This is a genomic window from Flavobacterium sp. FlaQc-52, assembly GCF_044007495.1.
In the GTDB taxonomy this organism is placed as follows: Bacteria; Bacteroidota; Bacteroidia; order Flavobacteriales; family Flavobacteriaceae; genus Flavobacterium; species Flavobacterium cupriresistens.
The window spans coordinates 472,369-498,123 of the sequence record NZ_JBIPCV010000003.1 but is presented as its reverse complement, the minus strand read 5'-3'; the positions used below and the strand labels follow the sequence as shown (position 1 = coordinate 498,123).

General features: G+C 34.9%; 24 protein-coding genes and 1 tRNA gene. 11 read left to right on the top strand and 14 right to left on the bottom strand.

Translation table 11 applies throughout. The features are described 5' to 3' along the window. Positions 1–25 precede the first annotated feature (25 nt). Complete coding sequence (gene rpoN, locus ACHRV5_RS08700; RefSeq protein WP_047778923.1) at positions 26–1,486, top strand: RNA polymerase factor sigma-54; 1,461 nt, start codon at positions 26–28, stop codon at positions 1,484–1,486. An 84-nt stretch (positions 1,487–1,570) separates the two neighbouring features. Here the strand turns inward: rpoN and ACHRV5_RS08695 are convergent, their stop codons facing one another. Further along, positions 1,571–2,014, bottom strand: a complete 444-nt coding sequence (locus tag ACHRV5_RS08695; RefSeq protein ID WP_230003662.1) for a hypothetical protein — start codon at positions 2,012–2,014, stop codon at positions 1,571–1,573. Between the two features lie 44 nt (positions 2,015–2,058). Beyond that, the gene (locus ACHRV5_RS08690; protein ID WP_047778925.1) at positions 2,059–2,649 is read right to left on the bottom strand and encodes a thymidine kinase; all 591 of its coding nucleotides are present in this window, start codon (positions 2,647–2,649) and stop codon (positions 2,059–2,061) included. Between the two features lie 241 nt (positions 2,650–2,890). Here ACHRV5_RS08690 and ACHRV5_RS08685 point away from each other — a divergent pair, with 241 nt between their 5' ends. The 7 genes from ACHRV5_RS08685 to ACHRV5_RS08655 all read left to right on the top strand — a co-directional run bounded on the left by ACHRV5_RS08685 (position 2,891) and on the right by ACHRV5_RS08655 (position 10,189). Further along, entirely contained in the window at positions 2,891–4,018 is a 1,128-nt protein-coding gene (locus ACHRV5_RS08685) for a hypothetical protein (RefSeq protein WP_395426472.1), read from the top strand. Between the two features lie 106 nt (positions 4,019–4,124). Continuing rightward, positions 4,125–4,844: a 16S rRNA (cytidine(1402)-2'-O)-methyltransferase gene (gene rsmI, locus ACHRV5_RS08680; protein ID WP_395426471.1), complete on the top strand. Its 720-nt coding sequence runs from the start codon at positions 4,125–4,127 to the stop codon at positions 4,842–4,844. A 312-nt stretch (positions 4,845–5,156) separates the two neighbouring features. After that, entirely contained in the window at positions 5,157–5,501 is a 345-nt protein-coding gene (locus tag ACHRV5_RS08675; RefSeq protein WP_230003668.1) for a HopJ type III effector protein, read from the top strand. 140 nt (positions 5,502–5,641) lie between these two features. Continuing rightward, positions 5,642–7,342, top strand: a complete 1,701-nt coding sequence (recJ, locus tag ACHRV5_RS08670) for a single-stranded-DNA-specific exonuclease RecJ (protein WP_395426469.1) — start codon at positions 5,642–5,644, stop codon at positions 7,340–7,342. Continuing rightward, a complete protein-coding gene (locus ACHRV5_RS08665) occupies positions 7,332–8,612 on the top strand; it encodes an MFS transporter (RefSeq protein WP_230003672.1) in 1,281 nt (426 codons plus the stop codon). Before recJ ends, ACHRV5_RS08665 begins: the two co-directional genes overlap by 11 nt. Next, the gene (locus ACHRV5_RS08660) at positions 8,613–9,536 is read left to right on the top strand and encodes an alpha/beta fold hydrolase (protein WP_395426468.1); all 924 of its coding nucleotides are present in this window, start codon (positions 8,613–8,615) and stop codon (positions 9,534–9,536) included. A gap of 296 nt (positions 9,537–9,832) precedes the next feature. Continuing rightward, positions 9,833–10,189 carry a hypothetical protein gene (locus ACHRV5_RS08655; protein ID WP_047778931.1) on the top strand — a complete coding sequence of 119 codons (357 nt, stop codon included), beginning with the start codon at positions 9,833–9,835 and terminating at the stop codon, positions 10,187–10,189. A gap of 24 nt (positions 10,190–10,213) precedes the next feature. On the opposite strand, the gene ACHRV5_RS08650 is transcribed toward ACHRV5_RS08655, so the two are convergent. The 4 genes from ACHRV5_RS08650 to ACHRV5_RS08635 form a co-directional block, all read right to left on the bottom strand. After that, complete coding sequence (locus ACHRV5_RS08650) at positions 10,214–10,966, bottom strand: UDP-2,3-diacylglucosamine diphosphatase (protein ID WP_395426467.1); 753 nt, start codon at positions 10,964–10,966, stop codon at positions 10,214–10,216. A gap of 82 nt (positions 10,967–11,048) precedes the next feature. Further along, positions 11,049–11,504 carry a 6-carboxytetrahydropterin synthase gene (locus ACHRV5_RS08645; protein ID WP_047778933.1) on the bottom strand — a complete coding sequence of 152 codons (456 nt, stop codon included), beginning with the start codon at positions 11,502–11,504 and terminating at the stop codon, positions 11,049–11,051. A gap of 31 nt (positions 11,505–11,535) precedes the next feature. Next, positions 11,536–11,712 (bottom strand): hypothetical protein, encoded by a 177-nt coding sequence (locus ACHRV5_RS08640; RefSeq protein WP_395426466.1) that lies wholly within the window; start codon positions 11,710–11,712, stop codon positions 11,536–11,538. A gap of 2 nt (positions 11,713–11,714) precedes the next feature. Beyond that, positions 11,715–12,482: an enoyl-CoA hydratase/isomerase family protein gene (locus ACHRV5_RS08635; protein ID WP_395426465.1), complete on the bottom strand. Its 768-nt coding sequence runs from the start codon at positions 12,480–12,482 to the stop codon at positions 11,715–11,717. 105 nt (positions 12,483–12,587) lie between these two features. Here ACHRV5_RS08635 and ACHRV5_RS08630 point away from each other — a divergent pair. Further along, a tRNA-Ala gene (locus ACHRV5_RS08630) sits at positions 12,588–12,661 on the top strand. Between the two features lie 439 nt (positions 12,662–13,100). Then, positions 13,101–13,226, top strand: a complete 126-nt coding sequence (locus ACHRV5_RS08625) for a hypothetical protein (RefSeq protein WP_395426464.1) — start codon at positions 13,101–13,103, stop codon at positions 13,224–13,226. Positions 13,227–13,250: 24 nt separating this feature from the next. Here the strand turns inward: ACHRV5_RS08625 and ACHRV5_RS08620 are convergent, their stop codons facing one another. The 8 genes from ACHRV5_RS08620 to ACHRV5_RS08585 all read right to left on the bottom strand — a co-directional run bounded on the left by ACHRV5_RS08620 (position 13,251) and on the right by ACHRV5_RS08585 (position 23,113). Further along, a complete protein-coding gene (locus tag ACHRV5_RS08620) occupies positions 13,251–13,889 on the bottom strand; it encodes a hypothetical protein (RefSeq protein ID WP_395426463.1) in 639 nt (212 codons plus the stop codon). Beyond that, the gene (locus tag ACHRV5_RS08615) at positions 13,882–14,511 is read right to left on the bottom strand and encodes a hypothetical protein (protein ID WP_395426462.1); all 630 of its coding nucleotides are present in this window, start codon (positions 14,509–14,511) and stop codon (positions 13,882–13,884) included. Before ACHRV5_RS08615 ends, ACHRV5_RS08620 begins: the two co-directional genes overlap by 8 nt. A 2-nt stretch (positions 14,512–14,513) precedes the next feature. Next, positions 14,514–16,670: a sensor histidine kinase gene (locus ACHRV5_RS08610; protein WP_395426461.1), complete on the bottom strand. Its 2,157-nt coding sequence runs from the start codon at positions 16,668–16,670 to the stop codon at positions 14,514–14,516. After that, the gene (locus tag ACHRV5_RS08605; protein WP_395426460.1) at positions 16,648–17,751 is read right to left on the bottom strand and encodes a DNA cytosine methyltransferase; all 1,104 of its coding nucleotides are present in this window, start codon (positions 17,749–17,751) and stop codon (positions 16,648–16,650) included. Before ACHRV5_RS08605 ends, ACHRV5_RS08610 begins: the two co-directional genes overlap by 23 nt. Before the next feature lie 631 nt (positions 17,752–18,382). Beyond that, positions 18,383–19,396: a hypothetical protein gene (locus ACHRV5_RS08600; protein WP_230003681.1), complete on the bottom strand. Its 1,014-nt coding sequence runs from the start codon at positions 19,394–19,396 to the stop codon at positions 18,383–18,385. 894 nt (positions 19,397–20,290) lie between these two features. After that, on the bottom strand, positions 20,291–21,238 hold the full coding sequence (locus ACHRV5_RS08595; RefSeq protein ID WP_047778936.1) for a lipid A deacylase LpxR family protein: 948 nt from the start codon (positions 21,236–21,238) through the stop codon (positions 20,291–20,293). Further along, positions 21,228–22,001, bottom strand: a complete 774-nt coding sequence (mtgA, locus tag ACHRV5_RS08590; protein ID WP_395426459.1) for a monofunctional biosynthetic peptidoglycan transglycosylase — start codon at positions 21,999–22,001, stop codon at positions 21,228–21,230. Before mtgA ends, ACHRV5_RS08595 begins: the two co-directional genes overlap by 11 nt. After that, positions 22,001–23,113: an NAD(P)/FAD-dependent oxidoreductase gene (locus ACHRV5_RS08585; protein ID WP_395426458.1), complete on the bottom strand. Its 1,113-nt coding sequence runs from the start codon at positions 23,111–23,113 to the stop codon at positions 22,001–22,003. Before ACHRV5_RS08585 ends, mtgA begins: the two co-directional genes overlap by 1 nt. A 658-nt stretch (positions 23,114–23,771) precedes the next feature. Here ACHRV5_RS08585 and ACHRV5_RS08580 point away from each other — a divergent pair. Then, on the top strand, positions 23,772–25,673 hold the full coding sequence (locus ACHRV5_RS08580; protein ID WP_395426457.1) for a S9 family peptidase: 1,902 nt from the start codon (positions 23,772–23,774) through the stop codon (positions 25,671–25,673). Positions 25,674–25,755: the final 82 nt, after the last annotated feature.

The window sequence follows — 25,755 nt, the reverse complement described above, 5'->3', positions numbered from 1 at the left end:
TGGCTAAAAAAATTAGTGCCTTGTTATGCTAAAGCAATTTTTAAATTTAAAATTATCCCAAAAATTATCTCCACAGCAAATCCAGCTGATGAAGTTAATTCAATTGCCTACGCAAGCATTTGAGCAACGTTTATTAGAAGAAATGAACGAAAACCCGGCTTTAGAAGCTGGAAAAGAAGACGAATACGAAGCTGATGAATTCTCTAATGAAGAATACGACGATTACGATGATGCAGAATCAGACCGAATTGAAGCAGACGACATTAATATAGACGAATATTTAAGCGACGACGATACCCCGGATTACAAAACACAGGTTAATAATTACGGAGACGAAGAAGAACGCGAAACGCCTTTTGCTTCTCCGATTAGTTTTCATCAGGATTTAATCAATCAGTTGAATACTTTTATTTTGAATGATGAAGAGCGCGAAATCGCTGAATTCTTAGTGGGAAGTATTGATGATATGGGTTACATCCGCAGAAGTGTGCCGGATATTGTTGACGACATGGCTTTTACTCAGGCGATTTATACGGATGAAGCTATGGTTGAAAAAATGCTCCATATCATTCACGAACTAGAGCCATCAGGAGTTGGTGCGCGCGATTTGCAGGAATGTTTATTGTTGCAGTTAAAACATAAAACACCTACTGAATATGTTGACTTAGCGATTGATATTATCGAGAATCAGTTTGATGCTTTTACCAAAAAACATTACGATAAATTAATCCAAAAATACGGTGTTTCGAACGAACAGCTTAAAAAAGCCATTCACGAAATCGAAAGACTGAATCCGAAACCCGGAGGATCTTACACCGGAAACAATAAAGTAACCGAAAATGTAGTTCCTGATTTCGCCATCAGAATTGTTGACGGTGAGCTTGAATTGACTTTAAATGGCAGAAATGCCCCTTCTCTGCACGTTTCTAAAGATTATCAGGAAATGATGCAGACGTATAAAGATTCTCGTGATAAATCGACTGCACAGAAAGATGCGGTTCAGTTTATCAAGCAGAAACTGGATTCGGCCAAATGGTTTATTGACGCGATCAGACAACGTCAGGAAACGCTTTTTGTGACGATGAATGCCATTATGCATTATCAGGAAGAATATTTCTTAGACGGAGACGAAACCAAGTTAAAACCAATGATCTTAAAAGACATTGCAGATATGGTTGGTTTGGACATTTCGACGATTTCACGTGTTGCCAACAGCAAATATGTGGAAACCCCTTACGGAACGAAACTGATTAAAGAGTTTTTCTCTGAAGCCATGAAAAATGATCAGGGCGAAGATGTTTCAACACTGGAAATTAAAAAAATTCTTCAGAACACTATTGAAGAAGAAGACAAGAAAAAACCACTTCCGGACGATCAACTTGCCGATATTCTAAAAGAAAAAGGGTACCCTATCGCCAGAAGAACAATTGCCAAATACCGAGAACAACTTGATATTCCGGTGGCCAGAATGAGAAAGAAAATATAATTTTTTTCGACAAATAATAATATATAAAAAACCCGACAGGTTTCAAAAACCTGTCGGGTTTGTTTTTTATTTTAAACTTCGAAATTATTTATACTGATCCGGTAGTATAGTGACTTTAAACAAAAACACCTTCTTTTTGTCCTTGTAACTGTACACTAATGTAAAGTCATTATTGGCAAAAACTCTAAGACCCGGATTTGCTTTAGCCGTGCTCAACAAGCTTTTTTCGATCTCTTTATGAACTACATCGAGATCGGTCTTTTCTTTTTCTATGTTTACCAAAGTCAAGTTATATTGCGCGACTTTCTCATTTCCTTCCGGCAGACTAACGCTATCTAAACGAATTCCCTCTTGTATGGTTAAGGGGCAATTTGTATTGTATTTCTCTACCAATTCCTTTATTTCAGTATCTACTTCATCCGTACTTTTATAAAAATAAAACTGAATCACAAACACCAAAACCAATGCAATTCCAACCGTAATCATCAACCGAATATTCTGTCTTTCTTTACTTTCCTTTTTTTGCATTGTTTATCTTGGTTTTAATGTTATTTAGAAAATCAAAAATAAAGCTATTTCTCCTGATTCTTTTTCATGGCATTGTAATAGGCAGCACGACTAAGCGGCTCATATTCTTCTGTTTCACCAAGCATAACCAGCTTGTCATTATCTGTTTTTCTGAAACTATAGTTGGCTAAGTTTCCCGTTCTGGTACAAACGGCGTGAACTTTAGTAACATATTCAGCGGTTGCCATAAGTGCCGGCATGGGTCCGAAAGGGTTCCCTTTAAAATCCATATCCAATCCGGCAACAATTACGCGAATTCCCTGATTGGCCAAATCATTACAAACCGTAACAATTTCGTCATCAAAAAATTGGGCTTCATCGATACCAATGACATCGCAGCCTTGTGCTAAAATTGAAATATTAGCAGCTGCCGGTACCGGTGTTGAACGAATTTGATTAGCATCGTGTGACACCACCATTTCGTCATGATAACGGGTATCTATAGCGGGTTTAAAAATTTCGACTCTTTGTTTGGCAAATTGGGCGCGTTTTAATCTGCGAATTAACTCCTCGGTTTTACCCGAAAACATTGATCCACAAATAACTTCAATCCAACCAAATTGTTCTTTGTGATTTACTGTATTTTCGAGAAACATTTTGTATTTTTCTACCTTTTAAAATGAATAGTTTTTATTACTTTGTACTGGTAATAATTTGAAGTAAAAAAATGCTTTTTTACATTTTTCAAAAATAGATAATTTTTATCAAATCGAAGATTCGCAAACGCTTATTAACAGAAATAAAAGTAAGATTAAGCGATTTCCCTTTGGCAATCAAAGCCATTCAGGCCAATTAAAAACACACTAAAGTACCGTATTCACTATAATTTCAACCGTTATGAAAAAAAAATTGGAAGCCGATTTAATCAGCATTGCACATCGAATTCTAAAGCTTAAAAGCAAATCCGATATCAATCAGTTATATCTTGAAACACAGAAATTATATGAAAAACTAGCGGTTCTGAAGTTTGTAGACGAAAACTTCGACACTTTGAAACCAACAATCGGACGCAGTGAAGTAGAATCTCATGTAGAAACCATTTTCGAAAAAGAAGATTTAGCTCCTGTAGCGATTCAAACAGAAGAAATAACTCCGGTTGTCGCTGAAGAAACTTCAGAAACCGCAGCAGAAGTAATTCCTGATCCGGAAGTTAATGAAGAAACAGAAGAAGTGCCTGTAATTGAAATCCCGGAAGAGGAAATCAAAGAACCAAGTGCGGAAACTATTGAAGAAACCGCTACAGAAGTAACCACTACAGAAGAAATTGTAGCAGAAGAAATCGAAGAACCGATAATTGAAACAATTGTTGAACCGATAACCGCAACTATCGAAGACGAAGAACCTGCAACAGAAATAATTTCAGAAGAAAAGATTGAAACGCTTGCCTTCGATGCATCCATTTCAGAAGAAACAGCAGAAACAGAGATAAAAGAAACACTTTCTTTTACAACCAAAAGTGATTTAAACCCGATTCCGGATTTCAAACCTGCTTTTGAACTTACAGAGGAACCGGAAGAGAAGCCAAAGGAAGAAACAGAAATAAAACAAAATCCAATTCAATTTTTGTTTGAAGATTTTGGCGTTAATTATGCCGATGCTGAATTTGTAAAAGTAGATAGTTTTGAAGCCGTAACGCCTACCTCATCAATTCCGGAACTTAAAGAAAATAAAACCGTTGAGACTGTCGTAATAGAGAAAACAGAAACAAAAGCAACTTCCTTAAACGAAAAACTGGCAAAAGGTTTTCATGTTGATTTGAACGATCGAATTGCGTTCACTAAAAACCTTTTCGGAAACAGCACCGAAGATTACAGCCGTGTTTTAAATCAATTATTAACTTTCGATTCTTATGGCGAAGCAGCCGAATTTATTGAAAATATGGTAAAACCGGATTACAACAATTGGGAAGGAAAAGACGATTACGCACAACGTTTTCTTGAAATTGTAGAGAAGAAATTCTCTTAAACACAAATCACACCCATTTTCACGAATTTTAATACTTGATGCCATTTCGAAAGACAATGATTTGCATCAATCTGTAAAATTCGTGTTTTAAACAACAAGCTTAATTATGTCTAAATTATATATCGTTCCAACGCCAATCGGCAATCTCGAAGACATGACCTTCCGCGCCATCCGGATTCTGAAAGAAGTCGATTTGATTTTGGCCGAAGACACCCGAACGAGTGGTAAACTCCTAAAGCATTTTGAAATCGGCACGCACATGCACAGTCATCATATGCACAATGAACACAAAACAACAGAAAACTTAATCGCTCGTTTGAAAGCGGGTGAAACAATCGCCTTAATTTCAGACGCAGGAACTCCTGCTATTTCAGATCCGGGATTTTTATTGACACGCGCTTGTGTTGAGAATAAAATTGAAGTGGAATGTCTACCCGGCGCAACTGCATTTGTTCCCGCATTAGTAAACAGCGGATTACCGAATGATCGTTTTATTTTTGAAGGTTTCCTTCCGGAGAAAAAAGGACGCCAAACCCGATTTTTGGCTTTAGCCGAAGAAACCCGAACGATGATTTTGTATGTTTCTCCACACAAACTACTGAAAACATTAGTAGAATTTGTGACTTATTTTGGAGAAGACCGACAAGTTTGCGTTTGCAGGGAATTATCAAAAATGCACGAAGAAAATGTCCGCGGTACAGCAAAAGAAGTATTGACTCATTTTGAAAAAACAGCACCACGCGGCGAAATTGTCGTTGTTGTGGCTGGAAAAACAATTGAGAAAGAAGCTAAAAAGAGTAAATATTCTAAGGACGAAGAGGAATAAGAGTACACAATATTAGTTCAACACGAATTTCACAGATTAACACAGATTAAAAAATCTTTTGTAAATCTTTTAAATCTGTGGCGAAAAAATAAAAACAAGAGTACACAATACAAATTCAACACGAATTTCACCAATTAACACAGATTATAATCCTTTGTAAATCTTTTAAATCTGTGGCAAAAAAATAAAAACAAGAGTACGAAATACTAGTTCAACACGAATTTCACAGATTAACACGAACCTTTGTGTTTATACTCCAATTTTAATTCGAGAAATTAATAAAATTCGTGGCAAAAAAATAACACACACAACATGAGCGTACAAGCCTTTTTAGAAAAATTAAACCAGACTCCAACTGCAATCGCTTTTACTGAAACCATTGCAACTGTAGAAGAAAATTACAACTTCACCCCAACTGCTTTTCAAAACGGAAATCAACACAATGCTGCCGGAGAAAATTCGGGTTCCTGTAAAGTTTTTGCTTTTGCTAAATTGCAGAACTTAACACAAGAGCAAACTTTAGCCTGTTTTGGAGCATATTATTTTGATGAAGTGTTGGGCGATCCAAACGGAACAAACCATCAAAACATAAGAAACTTTATTACTAATGGTTGGAACGGAATTCAATTTGAAGGAACAGCTTTAGAAACAAAATAATGTAAATTTTACGCTGTCAGATTGAGCGAAGTCGAAACCCCTCGATCTGACAAAATGAAAGCACTCTTTTTAAAGATTTTGATTAAACGATCTCTAAAGTCCACAATCTAAAATCTGAAATCAAAAATCTACAATTAAAAATGCGTTGGACTTTAAAACCTAAACCTTCTCAAGATAAAATCAACCATTTGGCGCAAGCCTTAAATGTAGAAGATTTTGTGGCAACACTTTTGATTCAGCGTGGTATTGAAACTTTTGAAGAGGCTAAAAATTTCTTTCGTCCTTCGTTAGAGCATCTGCACGATCCATTCCTCATGAAGGATATGGACAAAGCGGTTGTGCGCATAGAAGCGGCAATCAACAATCAGGAAAACATACTGGTTTTTGGAGATTATGATGTCGACGGAACAACGGCCGTTTCATTGGTTTCTTCGTATTTAAAATCTCATTATCCGAATGTTGCCACTTATATTCCGGATCGTTACGACGAGGGTTACGGTATTTCTTTTAAAGGAATTGACTTTGCCGATGACAACGGATTTTCGTTAATTATCGCTCTTGACTGCGGAATCAAATCAATTGATCACATTGCCTACGCAAAAGAACGAAACATTGATTTTATTATTTGCGATCACCACAGACCCGGAGAATTTCTGCCGGACGCTGTAGCCATCTTAGACCCAAAAAGAGAAGATTGTTTCTATCCGTATGACGAATTATGTGGTTGTGGCGTAGGTTTTAAATTAATTCAGGCTTTAGGAAGAAACAGAAATGAAACTATAACCGATTTAGTTCCTTATCTCGATTTAGTTGCCACCGCCATTGCCGCAGATATTGTTCCGATTACAGGAGAAAACAGAGTTCTCGCTTATTTCGGATTGCAAGTAATCAATAGCGCTCCAAGACCTGGAATTAAAGCTTTGGTTCATCAGATAAAAAAGCAAGTTTTAGATATCTCTGATGTTGTTTTTATCATTTCACCCCGAATAAATGCTGCAGGAAGAATCAAACACGGAAATCACGCTGTAGAGTTATTGACCGAATTTAATTTTGAACAAGCACAACAATTTGCCTCAGAAATTGAGCAATACAATGCGGATCGCAAGGATCTGGACAAAAAAATTACCAAAGAAGCTTTTCAACAGATTGTAGAAAATAACGAACAAGACCGCTTTTCTACTGTTGTTTTTCAGGAAGACTGGCACAAAGGTGTAATCGGAATTGTAGCTTCAAGATTAATTGAAACGTATTACCGTCCGACCTTGGTTTTCACGAAAAGTGGCGATAAATATGCTGCTTCTGCCCGATCGGTAAAAGGTTTTGATGTGTATAATGCACTGGATGCCTGCTCAGAACATCTCGAGCAATTTGGAGGTCATATGTATGCTGCCGGAATGACGCTGAAAGCAGAAAACTACAAACCCTTTAAAGCGGCTTTTGAAAAACAGATCGAAAAAACCATTTTACCGGAAATGCGAACTCCGGAAATCGAAATTGATGCTCAAATCAATTTTACAGATTTAACTCCAAAACTGATCCGAATTTTAAAACAGTTTGAGCCTTTTGGACCACAAAACATGACGCCCGTTTTTATGACCACTGATATAAAAGATACCGGTTATGCGAAAACATTAGGTGCAGATGAAGAGCATTTAAGGCTTTTTGTCAAACAAAATGGTTCAGATGGAATTGCTGCAATTGGATTTGGACTTGGAAAAAAAATAGACATTACAAAAAATCAAAATACGTTTCAGCTCGCGTACTGCATAGCCGAAAACGAATGGAACAATACTATTTCTACTCAACTTATGTTAAAAGACATTAGAACAAATGAAAGATAAACCCAAAAAAGCCGACCCGTATCAGGCACTTCGATATAGAGAATTTAATGTGTTTTTACTCTTGCGTTTCGCCATGGTTTTTGCCTGGTCCATGCAATTTATTGTAATCGAATGGGAAGTTTACAGCTTAACTAAAAACCCGCTTTCTCTAGGAATTATTGGTTTAATGGAAGTAATCCCAGCCGTTTCGATGGCTTTGTTTGCGGGACACATTGTCGACCAAAGAGAGAAAAAAGGATTATTGGTAAAATGTATTTTAGGCTTTTCGGTGATTAGCTTTGGTTTGTTTTTATTGACCTGGCCAAAAATAGTTGACGGATGGTCTTCTACTGTTATTTTATACTCGATTTACTTTTTGGTCTTTTTAGGCGGACTAGTTCGCGCTTTTCTCGGACCCACTATTTTTTCTCTGTTGTCGCTGATCGTACCCAAAAAAGTATACCCTAATGCTGCAACCTGGAGTAGTTCGGTTTGGCAAATTGGCGCCGTAATGGGACCTGCCGTTGCAGGATTTTCTATTAATTTCATCGGAGTTCATTGGTCTATGTGTTCTGTTTTTGCCTTTTCGCTCTTTGCTTTAATAGCCCTGTCGCAGATCAGTAAAAAACCCATTTTGAATCCAAAAATCGGTGAACCGGTTATGGAAAGTTTAAAGGAAGGTCTCAAATTTGTATTCAATAACAAAACAATACTGGGCGTACTTACGTTGGATATGGTCGCTGTTCTTTTTGGAGGTGCGGTTGCTTTATTACCTGTTTTTGCACAGGACATCCTGAAAGTTGGTCCGGAAGGATTTGGCGTTCTAAGAGCGGCACCGGCTATCGGTGCTTTTATTACGATGTTAGTCTCCGCCTATGTGCCTTTGTATAAAAGAGCAGGAATGAAACTTTTGGTTGCCATTTTTGCTTTCGGTTTGTGTATTATTTTATTTGGTGTTTCAACCATTTTCTGGTTGTCTGTGGTTGCCTTGTTCTTAAGTGGGGTTGCAGACGGAATTTCGGTCGTAATTCGCCAAACGATTTTGCAACTTAAAACTCCCGATCATATGCGCGGACGCGTTGCCGCAGTAAACTCGATGTTCGTTGGTTCATCGAATGAATTAGGCGCTTTTGAAAGCGGTTTAACAGCAAAATTAATGGGAACGGTAACTTCGGTCGTTTTTGGTGGAAGTATGACGCTTATAACCGTTTTAGCAACCGGAATCAAATCTCCTTCTTTTAGAAATTTAGATCTTCAGAAAGATATGGAAGATCATCAAAATATGGAATAAATGAAACAATTGTTACTGACTTTCTTCTTTTTACTATCCTGCTGGTTTGTAGAAGGGCAAAATCTTTACATCAAAACATACGGTGATAAAACGAAGAAAGCTTTAATTTTCATTCATGGAGGCCCGAGCGGGAATTCAACTTTATTTGAAGGTACAACAGCAGAAAAACTGGCTGACAATGGATTTTATGTTATTGTTTACGATCGCAGAGGCGAAGGAAGATCTGTAGATTCAACCGCTAATTTCACTTATGATGAAGCTTTTCAGGACTTAAATGAAATTTACAAAAAATACCATCTAAAGAAAGCTACACTTATCGCGCATAGTTTTGGAGGGTTGGTTGCCACACTTTATACCGATAAATTTCCCGAAAAAGTAAATTCGCTTGTACTTGCAGGAGCTCTGATCTCACAACAGGAAACTTACGATCATATTCTGAAATCTGTAAAAAAGACTGCCTTAGAAAAAGGCAATACTACACAATTACAAAAGATCACTCTCACAGAAAACCTAAATAAAAACTCCGCCGCATACCGAAAGGCTTGTTTTGATCTGGCCAGTGAAAACGACTACTTTAAAATGCCGAATTCGACCGAGGCATCAAAAAAGCTGTACAGCGATTATGAAACTGGTCCTTTTTATAAAACTAATATTAGAAATAAAAACGCCCCGATTCTTTTTTATACTAATGAAAAGCGCAACAACATCAACAACAAACCTGTGTTAGAAAAAATAAAAGCTCAGCGCATCCCAATCTATGCTGTTTATGGTCAGGACGACGGTATTTTTCCCTCAGATCAAATCAACTGGATTGAGAATTTAGTAGGAGAAGATCATTTTACTCTAATCGGAAACTGCTCCCATTATTTATTTACAGATCAGCAAGAGGCCTTTTTATCCAGTATCCAAAAATGGATTAAGTAAAGCCGCTACATTGCAGGTAAGCAACAAACAAGAATAGTCGCGAGGTTAAAAGGTAGAAATCTCCAAAAAATCTCGCGAAGTCGCAGAGTCGCAAAGTTTTTTTTAAACCTTTATCGCTTTGCTCCTATGCACCTTTGCCCCAAAAAAATTTAAAAGTTTTTTACTTCCTTACAACTATTGGACCTTATACTAAAATTGACACATCTTAGCACAATTAAAATTTATCTTATTTTATGATTTTTTTATTTAGAATTAATATAAATAATATTTATATTTGTTGAAATAAAAGATTTACGATGAGAGAAATTGCGCAAATATACCATAACAATTTTGGAATATCCTTTTACTGGAAGAATGGAAAACAAGTTATATCAGAGAAAGTTCAACTTGTTTTTAAAGAAACCGGTTTTTATTTTACAGTTGAAGAATTGAATCAATTTTGTGATTTGATTGAAGATAGCATGACCGAAAATGCTTGTTGCGAAGCTTGTGAATTAAAATATTCCTGTCATAAATTTCTACTAAAAACACCTTGTTCTCAAATAGACCTGGCTGTTTCTATGACAGAATTGAAATCGATTAAAGATTTGGTTGAAGGATCCTTATTCAAAATTGAATTGGAAGAGTATGTATATGGCGTAGGTTTAAACTAAGAAATAGTCTAAAAATCCCCGTGTCTACTTCTCGAATTTCAGCAGTTCGAAATTATTTCCATCAAAAACACCATAGGTAAAATAACCAATCCAATCGCCCAGATTTACATAATCGGAATTTTCACCGACCGGCATGATCATTGGCAAATGACGATGACCAAAAACAAAGTAGTTGTAGTGTTTGGTTTCGAGTTTACGCTTAGCATATAATACAAGCCATTCGTTTTCTTCGCCCAGAAATTTTACATCCTCAGCACCCGAAATCAATTTATTTTTGACTGACAGGTATTGTGCCAATCGAACCCCGATATCAGGATGCAACCAGCGGAAAAGCCACTTAGAAAAAGGATTCGTAAATACTTTTTTCATTCGTTTGTACCCCATATCACCGGGTCCTTTACCATCACCATGACCTATTAAAAAAGTTTTACCGTTAAAAGTAAACTCTTTATTATCGTGATAAACCGGTATATTCAATTCGGTTTGAAAATAATCTTCCATCCACAAATCGTGATTTCCGACAAAAAAGTAAATCGGAATTCCACTATCGCGAATTTCAGCCAGTTTTCCCAAAACGCGTACAAATCCTTTCGGAACTACTGTTTTGTATTCAAACCAAAAATCAAACAGATCTCCCAACAAAAAAATAGCTTCGGCATCGTGCTTCACCTCCTCTAACCAAGCCACAAATTTTTGTTCACGAGGAAAACTCAACTCCGGAGTCGGAGCTCCAAAATGCTGATCAGAAGCAAAATATACTTTTTTATTTGAAATCATTTAATTGAAATACGTTTGAAATTGAAATTCAGAATCTCAACAAAAGTTGAAATTTGGAATTTGGAATTTTTAATATTGAAATTTACTTCAGGTTATCACTAGCATACCACTCCGCAAACGAAGATTCCGTTTCCTGCAATTTTAGTGAGAAAAGTGAAATTTCGGCAGGCAAACGTGCAATGATTCGCTCAGCAAAATCAACTACCATATTCTCACTTGTTGGTTGATAATCAACCAGAATTACGTGATGTCCACGGTTTTTTAATTCGTTTGCCAATTCAACATGTGGTGTCGTTTCGTTAAAAACAGTCGCATGATCAAACTGATCGACGATTTCTTCTTTTACAATTTTCTTCAGATCCGAAAAATCGATAACCATTCCGTATTTCACATTGGATCGATCTGTAATTGGCGAACCAATAACCGTTACCGATAATTTATAACTGTGCCCGTGAACGTTTTTACATTTTCCGTCGTAACCGTATAAAGCGTGACCGGTTTCGAAACTAAATTGTTTTGTAATTCTGATATTACTCATCGATTTGAATTTTAGGTTGCAAATTTACAAATTAATAACCGTTTTCATCTCTTTTTTTGGCTCTGTTATACATAAAATAGGCAATTCCGATTAAAATCACGAAAGGAATAAACGATCCGATCACAACTCCAATTTGATAATTGCTATCCGGAGCGGTTTTCATTTTCTCAGCAACATCCATTTTCTGAAAGAATAAAAGGACATTCATCGCTATTGTTTTTTAAACTGCATCAAAGCATTTATAGTAAAGTCCGACAAAACTAACTTTCCGGTAATGGCAGCCCGTTCAAAAAGTAATGATTCCCAATTTTCTGTTCCTTCCCAAATAATTTTTTTCATTTCAGACAAAGCTTCCGGATTATAAGCACTTAATTTTTGAGCAAAACTTTCCACAGCAGCATCAAGTTCATCTGCATGACAAACTTTAGAAAACAATCCATTCTGAAGTGCCCAGTCTGCTGTTTTCCATTCATGCGCCGCAAGTGTCATTTCTGCCATAGCCATTTTACCGATTTTACGCGATACAGCAGGTTCAATTACAAATGGGCCGATTCCAATAGCAAGTTCTGATAATTTCACAGCACTTTCAGGAGTTCCAAAAGCATAATCGCAAGCGGCAATAATACCAACGCCACCACCAACAGCCTTTCCCTGAACACGTCCTATAATAATTTTCGAGCAGCTGCGCATAGCATTTAACAAATGGGCAAAACCGGAAAAAAACTCCCTGCCCTGTTCTTCATTTTCAACTGCCAAAAGTTCGTCAAATGAAGCGCCGGAGCAAAAAACCTTGCTTCCTTCGCTTTGTAAAACAATTATTGAAATAGTTTCATTACTACTTAACGAATGAATCTCAGCCGTAAGTCGTTTTAATAATGTTTTTGGAAAAGAATTACTGGCCGGATGACCAAATTGTACAGTTGCAATTGCATTTTTAATAGTGGTTTGTAAAGATCCGCTTTGGTTATCTGAGCTCATAAAAATAAATTTGATCGTAAAGTTACGGTTTTGAAAAATATTTTCATCTGATGTGATTTGAAATTTGTTTTTTGAAAATTAATTGCCTTTATTTGCTAACGAATTGGGGGATTAGCTCATTTGGCTAGAGTGCTTGCCTGGCAGGCAAGAGGTGACCGGTTCGAATCCGGTATTCTCCACTAATAAAATTAAGCCTTGCAGAAATGTAAGGCTTTTTTATTTAATGCTAAATGTACTATTAGAGTGTACTTTTTAACTTTTATAATTGAAAGAACTCTTAGAAAAGATATTTTGTTATAATAGTTTTTTTTAATATCAAGTTAACCGTTACCTCCCTACTAATATGAGGTTTTTCGAATATCGTTGTATATCCCTATCAATATTCAAAAAAAAATATCACGGGAAAATTTGGTTCTATTTTTAGCATTAATCAATTGTTTATCCGTACCTATTGGTCTTAGGCGCTCCTGTATTTGCTCTATTGAATTATTTCATCAATACTAGTAAAAGCTATGAATTTATTAAGTAGTGTGAGTGCATAACCTCATTTTGGAGAATAATTTATTTTTTCATTGGTTTTTGGGTCCGCTACGAGATATTTATCATTAAAAGAAAGATATGAAGCTAAAACTAACATCAAAACAAATGCTCATGCTACTTGATAAATTAGGTGTGCCAAAAGGGAAGGTAATCTCTACTACAGGAAATGTATTAAGTAAAATTTTATCAGAACAAAGCGATTAATTTAAATGGACTTCTTGAGTAAAATTATACATCGAAGTCTAATCTCGTTAACTGCTTATTTGCATCATCTCCAACAATAATCATACAGTTCCTATTTCTTACCAATGCCATTGCATCTAAGATATCATTTCCATTTGCTAGTTCAATGAATTTCTCATCAGTAAATGCAATCATTTCATTGTATAGGACTTGAATAGAACTAGTTGTAAGATAAAAATTTCTTAAGGCATGTAATTCACATTCTATGAATAAATCTTCATGTTCTTCGTTTAGAGGAGCTTCAGACACATCAGTGTAACCTATGAAACATTTACATCCATGACTAAGGAGAATTTTGCTAAGTTCTTTTCCAATATGACAAGCTGTTGAATAAAAAAAGGAGTTTAGAAAAAGATTTGCATTGTTTACATTTACGTAATTATCTGCTCCCATTAAGGAAAAACCATCCTCTGCACCATGAGACAAACCAACAAAGACAAAATTCTGTTGATTAACTGGAGGTATTATTTTGCTAATGTTGTTTTCTAAGCAATTACAACCACTTAATCCAGTTATGGATAAATTAGGCTGACTTTTTAACTCGTCTATATGTAAGTAACTTTTATTGAAATAATTACCTAGAGGACCATCAATATCGTCATAAGTTACAATTGTATTAATCATTTGTAAGAAGTTTTTGTCGACTAAAAATTTCAATTGCTAATGTCAGTAAACTTCTTTCAAACTCTAAACCAATCTCACCTTGTTCTCTTATACTTGTGAGTACCTCGTCCATAGTAAAAGAAACCCCATCTCTATTTTTTATTAAAGGCTTACTTCTAGCTTCAATTGGATGTCTCATTATCCAGTCTTCAAGTACACAATCTATTCGTAAACTCAAATTTCGAATTGCTTCATCAACTAAGCCTAGAATTGTTGTATAATCAGTTGTGAAGCTTTCAAACTTGAACAAATCTTTATTTATAAGCATTTTTAACTCATCATCCTCTAGCTCACTTATATTGCTAACAGATATTAGTATAACATACACTAGTGAAGTTTTCTCTTTAATTTTTTCAAAAACTCGTATTCCAGATATATCCTTAGCTTCTTTAAAATTTTTATCCAATAAGACAATCATTTTAGAACCTAGATTATTTAACACAAAGTCTAAACCTTCTTGAGAATGTTTAAATAACAAAACATTATCATCTCCATGATTAACTTTTAACATTACCATAATTGGTGAGTTATCAGCAATGTCATCATGTATAACAATTATTTTTGGGTCTATTGAATTATTCATAATTATTTTTTATTAAATGGAATCGTAATTTTGAAGGTTGCTCCTGAAGGTTTAAATTCATTTTCAACTAACTCAATATTACCCCCAAAGGCTTTGACTTGATTTTCTACAATATAAAGTCCAATACCAGCACCACCTTGTTCTGCAGTTCTTGTATTGTACAAACCAAATATCCATTCCTTGTCACTATCATCAATTCCAATCCCGTTATCAGAAAAGTAAATTACATATTTATCACTATTGAGAAATCCTGAACATTTTATAATTTTATTTTCGGTATTTTTAAGAGCTTTAATTGAATTTGAAACTAAATTTTGGAATATATCTTGAAAGGCCTTTTTATTAGTGTCAATTATAAAATCGTCTTTTATATCAATTTCTAATTCAATACTTTCGTTCTTAAAAATTGTTTCATAAGTATTTTTAAGTAAATCATCTATTAGAATCTTGATGTCAAATTCTTCATAACTTTTATCACTACCAGCATAGCTCAACATGAAATCTGTTACACTAAGTAAAGTATTCATCTCATCATATATTAAAATGGCGTAATCAATGAAATATTTATCAAACTTTGGATTAGGAAAATTTAATTTAAAGAATTCTCCAAGGTGCTTAACTTTTGCGATAGACGTACGAACAGCATGAGAAATTAATGATGCATATTCTTGCATTGAGACTACACTATATAATATCTTTTCTTTCCGTTCTACCTCTTTTTGATATTTTTTTTGTTCATCAATTCCTTTAGTAATTGTAACATGCAATTGCTTAGCTTGGTCTTTTAATATGTTTAGATTAGCTTTAAATGCTGGATTTGATTCATTCTCAATGCTTTTTTCAATTTTTTCGATTTCTCTTTCAAAAGATTTAACATCCCTTCCAGCAACTAAAAGTTCTTTTTCAACAATAGTTTTCTTTCCATCTCTTTCGAATTCTTTTAATTCTTCAAATATTTTCAATTGAGAAATAATAAACTCTTTAATAGATTCATATTCTTCAGTATGAATAAAATCTTGTCTATTGGTGGCATCAATTATTTTAGGATTATTTTGTTTGGTTATATCCAAAACTCCAATAACCTCTTTTGTTCCAACTTTATTAAATGCTGATGACCAACGCCTTTTGTCAATTCCTAAGATATCTCTTTTCTTATCTGGATTTTGTTGAAATTCTGCAAAAGGTGTAGTAATAATTCCATCTCTATAAATCTTTATTCCATCTATTCTAGTATCGTCATTTTTATAAGCTGCACCATATCTTCTCTTTGCATTCTCATTGAAATAAAATAATTTCATCTTGACAGGTCCAAAATTTTGAATTTCTATCCATACTGTTTCAATTTCTCCAGTTTTAGAATTAAAAGACAAAGTCTGTTGTTTATTATTTTCTATATCAAAATCTATTTCAACTCTATGAGAATAATATTTTATAGGGTCAGCTTTAATAATTTTATTGGTAAAACTTTTATATTCGTTAGAATTTATTCTAATATCGAAAGGTGGATTAACGGGATAAAAAGGAGAAACAAGTTTTGATAATTCTTTATAAAGCCTCTCTATATCATTTTCAGTCCATAAATCAGTCACTTTAGATATAATCAACTCCGTACCGCTTTCTTCTAAAATACCGTCTTCATAGAAATACTTATTATCCACTTCAGTAAATAATGACAACTGCTCAACAACTTTTGAACTATTAGATAAAGCTTCATACTCATCCCAATCAATTTTGACATTAAGCCAATCATTTTCATTATTTTGCTTAGTCTTAATCAATAATTTTTCGCCTAATTTATCCACAGCAAATCGACCAATCCCTTTTTCACCAACAAATTTTCTATTAAAAGGTGGGTCAGAATAAAGGCTCTTCCTCTTACTATTTGTTCCAACAACCATCCATTTATCCCTTATATCAATAAAAGACATTCCTATTCCATTATCTTTTATGATAATTTTCTTTTCTGAATTTTTAAAGCCAACATCTACAAAATCTACTAGAACTTCTGTTGCATTAGCATCATAGCAATTTTTGACTAACTCAAAAACAGCAGTAACTCTATCCGTTATTAATTCTCTTCCTATTAAACGAAAAGTATTAACATCAAATCTCCACCGAAGACTAGTATCTATATCTTTAATGTTGTTCTTTTTTCCCAATTTCTTTTATATGATTTTTAATACTTTGTGCAACTGCTATCCCTAATCCTACAGGAACCGCATTGCCTATTTGTCTTGCTATTGTTGGACTAGAGAATTCAGAATTCGGGTCAATGAAGTTATAATCTTCGGGAAAACTTTGAATCAATGCAGCCTCTCTTAAACTAATTGCCCTATCTTGAACAGGATGACCAAATCGACCATTGCTCAAACCTGTACAATATGTGGTCATTGTTGGAGCAACATCATTCCATTTCATCCTTCCATAAACACTTTTGAAATTTTTTCCAGAATCTTTTTTATGACATTCTAACCACAAACTTTCATCCCAGTCTTTCCACGAACCTCCTTCTGGTGTTGCTCTAATTCTTTGCTTGTTTAAACTGTTTAGTTTCTTTGCATGATGCAAAGGGTCGTCTGAGTGAGTTTCGCCATCAGCAATGCTTGGTAAGTGCCCAATCGCATCTTGCACTGTCTTATAATTTTTGTCTTTTATAGTTGGTTCGATTAACTTGATTTTTTCTCCTAATTTGGTTCCAAATAAAATCAACCTTTTTCTTCTTTGCGCAACTCCATAATCTTGAGCGTTTACAACGCTCCAAGATACTAAATAGCCTTTTGATTCTAACCTACTTATAAAATCTTTAAAAACCTTTCCACCATCAAATGTAACCACTAATGGTACATTTTCCATAGAAATTATTTCAGGCTCAGTTTCATCTATTAAATTAGAAAATGAATATAGTAACTTCCATTTATCTTCTGGTCTATTCTCAATATTAGAACTGTTTCGATTATATATTGAGAAAGGCTGGCACGGAGCACATCCTACCAATATTTTTTTTTTCCCTTTGCCGTATAAAGATAATAATTCAGAAGGTTTAAAATCCTTAATATCTCTATGTAGAAATTTGGCATTGTTATTATTTTCAAAAGCAAATCCACAAGAGTTGTCAAAATCAATTCCAGCTTTTACACTAAATTTTTCTTTCACAAAACCATGTGATAATCCGCCAATTCCGCAAAATAAGTCTACAACTTCAAAATTTTTGTAAGTTAATTTATTTGTAATCTCTTTCATTAAATTTAAAGGTCAGTTTATGCAAATCTACAATTTTTATATATTTTAATTTTTTAAAACCAAATTTCTTATATAAAATTTTTTCATATACAATTAATTTAAACTGAGAATTAGAAAAACTGAAATTATTTAGAAATTTCTAAGTGTAGTTATTAAGTGGAAAAATGAATGATAATGCTACTTTTTGCAAATATTAAAAATCATAACATATTAATTTTTAAGACATAAATACAATACCATTGCTACTGGCAGGCAAGAGGTGACCGGTTCGAATCCGGTATTCTCCACGAAAACTAAAAGCCCTTGTATTTTTTTACAAGGGCTTTTCTTTGTTTTCACCACAGAACTTTGACAAAGAGCTACTAACTTAGTATGAAAATAGTTAGATAGTTTTTTCGCCACGGATTACACTAATTTTCACTAATTACTTTGTAAGCTGTAGAAAAGATTGAATCATTTTAATCCTTTAATCAGTGGCAAAAATTTCTCGTCAAGAATATCAATAAGACAGGAAATATCAAAACAAAATATCACGCAGATTTTGCAGATTTTGCAGATTTTTGCAAAAGCAGCAATAAAAAAATCTGCTAAATCTGCGTGAAAAACTTCACCTCCAATAAATCTAATCTCCTTAACGTTTTAAGGCTAATCCGGTAATCCAGACGTTAACCGGCGTCAGCGGTACAATAGTTGGCGTTCCCGCCAGATCAATTCGAATATTTCGCGCTGGCAAATTACTTCCGCTAGTGTCCGGTGTAGACAAATAAAATTTTTGATTACACTCGTTATAAGTTGTACTGAAAAACTCATAATTCACTTGAAAACCTAACGATATTACGCTTGCTTTTGTTACAGCCAGCGGGTTCGTTACATCAATTTCTACCAAATCTGTACTGGCAGCAGACCAATCTTCATGTAAAGCATACAACTTATTTGTCCCTTTAAACTCTAAACCTATAATGGTTCCTGATGAAACTCCTGGTATTACTGAGGCAACGATTGTATTTGTCGATCTGTTATATGTTATAATATTATTTCCAATTGCAAAATAGATCAAACTACCACCATCGGTTGCTGATGTAAAATTCCAAGAATAATTACCGCTAATATTACCGCTTGGAATCGTAATAGAATTGACCAATGCATAGGAACTATCCAAAACACTAAAAACCATATTTACGCCAGTATAAGTCATGTTTCCAAAATACAAGTTACCTCCTGAATACACCGGAGCATTGGTAATGTTAACACCCGCAATTCCCGTTGTAATTGGAGTAAAAGAAATTGCTCCCGCAGCGTTAATCGTTATTAATCTTTTTTCTTCTGCAATAACCAACTTATAATCTCCCGTTGCAGCATTGTACACCGCATTATTTGCAGACGACAACTGTATAAAAGCTGGCGTAGCTGGATTGGTAATACTTATGTTGGCAATAGGTACCCAATTGGAGACTGCTGTCGAATTATCAAAATAGCCAAAGAAAGGCATTGCGCTTGCATTATTTATATTTCCCGTAAAAGCCAAACCGAGTACGTCGATACTTGGACAAGCTACAGTTGGGTTGGGTTGATCATTATTTGTACAGCTACCAAGTAACCATACTGATAAAAATAAATATCCGGTTTTAATTAAATTAGTTTTCATGATTTCTCTTTTTTAGTATTATATGATTATATCCATCCTTTAATTAATTTGTTACCCAGCAGCTCCAGTTTACATTTTGGTTTAGCCCCTCATTAATACTTGTTCCAATTAAAAGAAGAGTTAGTAGTTTGCTCCGTTTCCAAACAAAAACAGCTGCCGTCACATTAGACGGCAGCTGTTTTTATTTTCGATTTTGGATGTTCTTATCTAAAAATAGTAAAACCTCAGCATCATTTCTTCGGTGTTAATGGGGCTTACAATTTACATGAGTTATAAAAAAAGAAGTACATTCTTACGTTTTAAAATTTGAGCTGTATTTCAATACTACTATTCTTATTTGAAATCGATATAGTTGTCCTAAGCCTAAATTCACAAGCGTTAGTTTAACAATAAAAAACCTAATTAACCTTAGTTTTAAACACTTAACGCCTTCTTGCGATTTGATTTTTACAGTGAATTCATTACAATAGACGGGATCATTTCTTCCCAAATTACCTATTCAATAAAGAGCCGACTATTTTTTGGCAAAAATTTATCTAATATTAGAAAATTTTAATCCAATATTGACAATTTAATAAAGTTTCTCTTCGTACATTTGCAAAAAATTAGCGAGGCATAGAAAATATCGTGTGCATTTTAATGAGTCAATTCTTGTTTAATCCCTGATGATTCGGCACTCTTTACTAGGAATCGGCTAATGAATAAAAATTGTAAATAACATTAAAATATAATAGAAGTACGGGGATCGTATTCCGTCTTCATCAAAAGAAAAGTATCTGTTTTTTGAACTAGTATCATTTTTAAATATTTCTGAATTAGTACCCTGAAATTATAAAATACGACATTCATATATAAAGCAAATACCGAAAGCCATAGTCTCAGATTATGGCTTTTTTATTTTAATAAATACGCAAACCGAATCGAACCATAAAAAGATCCGGTAATCTCATGACTGTTTAATTCTCTTCCGTGATAAATAAAAGAATACGACAAGTTGAAATTGTCATGACGGTATTTTAAACCAAACTCAGCATTGAAACGAAGCGAAACCAAGTCAAAAGTCACAGGACTTTCATTATTAAACAAACTTCCTTCGATTGTAGCATCATAAAACTGATACCTGACACTTGGTATGGCATAAAAGTAAAACTCCCGCACCGTATATTGCGGATTAGTACTCACAGAAGCGTCATGCAAATTTGAATCATAAACCGGAAGCAATTTTTTAAAACCAATTCGGGTCAAAAAACCAGTAGAAACCCCTGTAAAAATAGTCCCTAAATCGGCTTCGGATTGAAAATGAAGATCGGCAAAATCATTATGTTGACTTGGAAATAATTTCTTCGAATACATTACGTGCGCCTGAAGTGCCAACGCATTGTGAATCTGATTCTCCCAACCGTATACTTTTTTGTATCCAATCACATGATGAAAAGCTTCCTGCATTTCTCTTCCAAGAGAATTCTGCCCCACAAATCCCAACTGAAAATCGGTTTTCAAAACGGATTCGCTATTGTAAAAAAAGCTGCGACCCGCTTCTGCAAAAAGATACCCTGCAAAAGGACGATTATTGTTATTACGCACTTCTATATTTATAAACCGTGGATTGTAAATGTATTGTCCGACGCGAAATTCGGTTATTTTCTTATTGATTTTTTCATTGTCATTTTTCGACAGAAACCGATAGAAAAACTCTAACCCATTGGTATAATACATATCGTTCTTAGACGATGTGTATAAATCATTATCTGAGATAAGTCCTATTTCTTTCGTCTTTCCTTGTCCAAAAACAAAAAGCGATGTCAATACGAGAAGCCCTGCGAAGGCTTGTTTACTTCCCATCGTAATTTATTTTTCCGACCGCACGCATTTCACGAACAATTCTTTCTTTACGTCTGTTGATATAACTGGAGGATCCTGTTGCTTTAAATTTTCTGGGGTTTGGTAAAATGGCCGCAATTCCGGCAGCCTGCATTGGTGTTAAGCTAGAAGCATCACGACGGTACCAATGTTCTGTTGCAGCATATGCGCCATAAACACCATCACCCATTTCGATACTATTCAGGTATACCTCCATAATGCGTTTCTTCCCCCATATTACTTCGATTAAAACAGTAAAATAGGCTTCTAAACCTTTTCGGAAATAACTTTTCCCTTGCCATAAAAAAACATTTTTGGCGGTTTGCTGCGAAATTGTACTTCCCCCCCGAATTCTACGTCCACGTTCGTTGCTTTTATAGGCTTTTTGAAGTGCTTTAAAATCAAAACCATTATGCGATAGAAAAGTTCCGTCTTCACTCGCAATAACTGCTTTTTGTAAATTCATCGAAATCTTATCAATAGGCTCCCAATCATGATCAAAATAGACTTCTTTGCCCCCTGTTTTATTTTCAATAGCACGAATCACCATTAACGGAGTAAAAGGAACCGGTATGTATTTGAATAAAACCACCGATGCAATTGAAACCCCGAAGAACCAAAGCAATAATTTAATGAAAAACCATTTTACTTTTTCACCAAAAGAACGTTTCGACTTCTTCGGAGGCGCTTTGGGTTTAGGTTTACTTGCGGTTGTTGTTTTTGGTGCTGGTTTTTTGACTGCCATTATATTAAATCTGCTAATTCTGTTCCTATTAAACTACCTATCGCTACACCCATTCCGCCCAAACGCACTCCACAGAACACGTTTTCAGACAGTTGTGTAACCACAGGATTTTTACTGTTCCCTACTCCCATAATGCCACTCCAACGATGGGCAATCTGAAATTCCTGATTCGGTAAAATTACATTTTTAAGTAAATCCTCCAATTTATTTTGAACAATTTTGGTTTGACCAAATTCTGTAGTGTTTTCTGTTTCAAAATCCAGGTTTCTGCCTCCGCCCAATAAAATCCGATCGCCGATATTCCTGAAGTAATAATACCCCCTATCGAGATGAAAAGTACCTTTAATATCTAAATTCGGAATGGGTTCTGTAATTAGAACCTGTGCTCTTGCCGGCTGTACAGCTCCTTTTGTCAAGACATTTGCAAAACCATTGGTCGCAAAAAGTATTTTCTTTGAATTAAAACTAAAATCATTCAAGGCTACTTCAACCTGAGTTCCATTGTCCAGATAAGATGTTACGGTTTGCTGGTTCAAAATCAGAATATCTGCTGCAATCGCTTGTTTCAATAACTCCTGCATCATGTTCCCAGTATCAATCTGAGCTTCAAACGGATTAAAAATCAAATAGTCTTCAATGTTTTTGAATCCAAATCTATCCACTTCTTTACCAAAAACATCTGCTTTAAAAAGTGGTTTTAAAATACTATTTATAAAAGGCAACTTACTTACACAATCTTCAAAACCATTGTTCTCTTCTTTCAAAAAAAGTTCATAACCGCCATGCGGTCTAAAATCGATAGCAGTATCACCCAATCTTTTTCGAAGTAATTGTAAACCTTGCCAGCGTTTTTGAACAAGTTGTACTACCTCGTCTTCGGAATGTGTTTTTAAATCCTCAATAATTTCAGAAAGACTTCCGAAACAAGCAAAACCGGCATTCTTGGTACTTGCTCCCTGGGGTAACATTCCTTTTTCTAAAATCAGAATTTTTGCAGTTGGAAATCTTTCGCGCAAGCGCAACCCCGCATGCAAACCTACAATACCGCTGCCAACGATCGTATAATCTACATTTGTAAACCAATTTTTAAGCTCCCAATAACTTAATTCCATGAGTGAATATTTTTTAGGTATAAAAATAGAAATTTTTTATGCTAAAAAATAAATTCCAAATTTTTTAAATTCCAAATTCCAACGTGGGGTGTCGCTCTGAGTGAAGTCGAAGAGTGGGCTTTCTTCTTTTAAATCACCAACGAAATATACTAGACGTAAATTCCAATCTTTTAAATTCCAAATTCCAACGAGGGGTGTCGTTCTGAGTAAAGTTGAAGAGCGGACTTTCTTCTTTTAAATCACCAACGAAATATACTAGACGTAAATTCCAATCTTCTGAAATTACAAATTCCAACGAGGGGTGTCACTCTGAGCGAAGTCGAAGAGTGAGCTTACTTCCTTTTTTTAATCACCAACGAAATATACTAGAAATAAATTCCAATCTTTTAAATTCCAAATTCCAACTAGGAGTGTCACTCTGAGCGAAGTCGAAGAGCGACACCCCTCATCTATCCAAGTCACCAACAAAAGGTTGGAATTTGGAATTTCAGAAGATTGGAATTTCAGAAGACTGGAATTTCAGAAGATTGGAATTTCAGAAGACTGAAATTTAAACCCATTTTTCCCAAAAAATATTAACAAAAATTGGAATTTGGAATTTAAAAGATTGGAATTTAAAATTCGTACTTTAGGCACCACAAAAATTAGAATTTCAATTATGAAAAAAGTAGTAGTAACAACCTTAATAATGATGAGTTTAAACGCTATCGGACAGAATGTAATGTCACCGGAATTGTTATGGAAATTAGGACGAGTGACTCCACTAGGCCTTTCGAAAGACGAAAAAAATGTTGTTTTTAAAGTAACAACTCCTTCTGTAGAGGAAAACAAATCGCATTCTAAATTTTACATTTTATCGGTAAATGGAGGGAATGCAACTGAAATCAAAGACACCAAAGAGGTGTTGACAGACAAAAACATTTCGCCTGACGGAACGTTATTAGTCTATAATGAAGAAGTAAAAATCGATAAAGTTTTAGGGAAAGATTTCTATCCGAACTTAGAAAAATCTGATGTTCAGATTTACGATGGTTTAGATTACCGTCACTGGGACACTTGGAACGAAGGAAAATTCAATCATGTTTTCTACAAAAATAACAACAAAGAAGCTGCAGGAATTGATATCCTTAAAGGAGAAGCTTTCGACAGTCCACAAAAACCTTTTGGTGGTAACGAAGATTATATCTGGTCTCCTGACGGAAAAAGCATCTTGTATGTGTGCAAGAAAAAAGCCGGAACTGCTTATGCCATTTCTACGAATACCGATATTTATGAGTACAATTTAGAAACTCAAAAAACAAGCAACAGAACCGAAGGTAACTTAGGTTATGACACTGCTCCGCAATTTTCTCCAACCGGAAATCTAACCTGGTTGCAAATGAAACGTGATGGTTATGAAGCGGACAAAAACGACATTATTGTTGATTTTAAAGGAATCAAAACGAACTTAACTGCTAATTGGGACGGTACTGTAGATAATTTCATGTGGAGTAAAGACGGTAAAAAAGTATTTTTTGTAGCACCGGTAGACGGAACAAAACAACTTTTTGAAGTAAACTTTCCGGGTTTAACCAAAATAACCATTCAGGTTCGTCAATTGACAAATGGAGATTTTGATGTAAGTGATTTAGTTGGATTTTCAGGTGATGAAATTATCGTAACGAGAACAGACATGAATCATGCGGCTGAAATTTTTTCTTACAATTTGAAGAAAAAAACCTGGAAACAATTATCAAATGTAAATACCGAAACGTACAACACCCTAACGTTAAGCAAAACAGAAAAACGTTATGTTACGACTACCGACGGTAAAAAAATGTTGGTATGGGTAATTTTGCCTCCTAATTTTGATGCTACAAAAAAATATCCAACGCTATTATTCTGTCAGGGAGGGCCACAATCTGCCTTAACACAATCATACTCGTTCCGTTGGAATTTCTCTTTAATGGCTGCTAAAGGTTATGTAGTAGTCGCTCCAAACCGTCGCGGAATGCCTGGACACGGAGTAGAATGGAACGAACAAATCAGTAAAGACTGGGGTGGACAGGTTATGGATGATTATTTATCTGCAATCGATGATGTCTCTAAAGAAAGCTATGTAGATAAATCTCGTTTAGGTTGCGTTGGCGCTAGTTACGGTGGTTATTCTGTTTTCTATTTAGCCGGAATTCACAAAAACCGTTTCAAAACTTTTATCGCTCACGATGGTGTTTTCAATACTCAAAGTATGTTTGGAACAACAGAAGAAGTTTTCTTTAACAACTGGGATTTTGGTGGTGCTTATTGGGAAAAAGACAATGCAGTAGCCCAAAAAACGTATACTACTTTTAATCCTGCAAGCTTAGTTCAAAACTGGAACAAACCTATTTTGATTGTTCAGGGAGGAAAAGATTTCCGTGTGCCAATCGGACAATCACAAGAAGCTTTTCAGGCGGCACAATTAAGAGGTCTTAAAAGCCGTTTAGTATATTTCCCTGAAGAAAACCACTGGGTTTTAAAACCTCAGAATGCTCAGGTTTGGCAAGGTGAGTTTTTCAAATGGTTAAACGAAACGTTGTAAGCGTTTGTTTCGAAATAAAACAGCACGCAGATTTAGCAGATTTTTTTCAACATTGCTTTTGAAAAAATCTGTTAAAGCTGGG

What these genes read in the sequence shown, in the direction of transcription:
- ACHRV5_RS08660 (WP_395426468.1), top strand. Translation starts at nt 8,613, where the DNA reads ATGAAACAATTGTTACTGACTTTCTTCTTTTTACTATCCTGCTGGTTT.
- rpoN (WP_047778923.1), top strand. Translation starts at nt 26, where the DNA reads ATGCTAAAGCAATTTTTAAATTTAAAATTATCCCAAAAATTATCTCCA.
- ACHRV5_RS08685 (WP_395426472.1), top strand. Translation starts at nt 2,891, where the DNA reads ATGAAAAAAAAATTGGAAGCCGATTTAATCAGCATTGCACATCGAATT.
- ACHRV5_RS08675 (WP_230003668.1), top strand. Translation starts at nt 5,157, where the DNA reads ATGAGCGTACAAGCCTTTTTAGAAAAATTAAACCAGACTCCAACTGCA.
- ACHRV5_RS08695 (WP_230003662.1), bottom strand. Translation starts at nt 2,014, where the DNA reads ATGCAAAAAAAGGAAAGTAAAGAAAGACAGAATATTCGGTTGATGATT.
- ACHRV5_RS08605 (WP_395426460.1), bottom strand. Translation starts at nt 17,751, where the DNA reads ATGAAAGAGATTACAAATAAATTAACTTACAAAAATTTTGAAGTTGTA.
- ACHRV5_RS08580 (WP_395426457.1), top strand. Translation starts at nt 23,772, where the DNA reads ATGAAAAAAGTAGTAGTAACAACCTTAATAATGATGAGTTTAAACGCT.
- mtgA (WP_395426459.1), bottom strand. Translation starts at nt 22,001, where the DNA reads ATGGCAGTCAAAAAACCAGCACCAAAAACAACAACCGCAAGTAAACCT.
- ACHRV5_RS08635 (WP_395426465.1), bottom strand. Translation starts at nt 12,482, where the DNA reads ATGAGCTCAGATAACCAAAGCGGATCTTTACAAACCACTATTAAAAAT.
- ACHRV5_RS08645 (WP_047778933.1), bottom strand. Translation starts at nt 11,504, where the DNA reads ATGAGTAATATCAGAATTACAAAACAATTTAGTTTCGAAACCGGTCAC.
- ACHRV5_RS08595 (WP_047778936.1), bottom strand. Translation starts at nt 21,238, where the DNA reads ATGGGAAGTAAACAAGCCTTCGCAGGGCTTCTCGTATTGACATCGCTT.
- ACHRV5_RS08650 (WP_395426467.1), bottom strand. Translation starts at nt 10,966, where the DNA reads ATGATTTCAAATAAAAAAGTATATTTTGCTTCTGATCAGCATTTTGGA.
- ACHRV5_RS08615 (WP_395426462.1), bottom strand. Translation starts at nt 14,511, where the DNA reads ATGAATAATTCAATAGACCCAAAAATAATTGTTATACATGATGACATT.
- rsmI (WP_395426471.1), top strand. Translation starts at nt 4,125, where the DNA reads ATGTCTAAATTATATATCGTTCCAACGCCAATCGGCAATCTCGAAGAC.
- ACHRV5_RS08600 (WP_230003681.1), bottom strand. Translation starts at nt 19,396, where the DNA reads ATGAAAACTAATTTAATTAAAACCGGATATTTATTTTTATCAGTATGG.
- ACHRV5_RS08585 (WP_395426458.1), bottom strand. Translation starts at nt 23,113, where the DNA reads ATGGAATTAAGTTATTGGGAGCTTAAAAATTGGTTTACAAATGTAGAT.
- ACHRV5_RS08690 (WP_047778925.1), bottom strand. Translation starts at nt 2,649, where the DNA reads ATGTTTCTCGAAAATACAGTAAATCACAAAGAACAATTTGGTTGGATT.
- ACHRV5_RS08620 (WP_395426463.1), bottom strand. Translation starts at nt 13,889, where the DNA reads ATGATTAATACAATTGTAACTTATGACGATATTGATGGTCCTCTAGGT.
- recJ (WP_395426469.1), top strand. Translation starts at nt 5,642, where the DNA reads ATGCGTTGGACTTTAAAACCTAAACCTTCTCAAGATAAAATCAACCAT.
- ACHRV5_RS08665 (WP_230003672.1), top strand. Translation starts at nt 7,332, where the DNA reads ATGAAAGATAAACCCAAAAAAGCCGACCCGTATCAGGCACTTCGATAT.
- ACHRV5_RS08625 (WP_395426464.1), top strand. Translation starts at nt 13,101, where the DNA reads ATGAAGCTAAAACTAACATCAAAACAAATGCTCATGCTACTTGATAAA.
- ACHRV5_RS08655 (WP_047778931.1), top strand. Translation starts at nt 9,833, where the DNA reads ATGAGAGAAATTGCGCAAATATACCATAACAATTTTGGAATATCCTTT.
- ACHRV5_RS08640 (WP_395426466.1), bottom strand. Translation starts at nt 11,712, where the DNA reads ATGAATGTCCTTTTATTCTTTCAGAAAATGGATGTTGCTGAGAAAATG.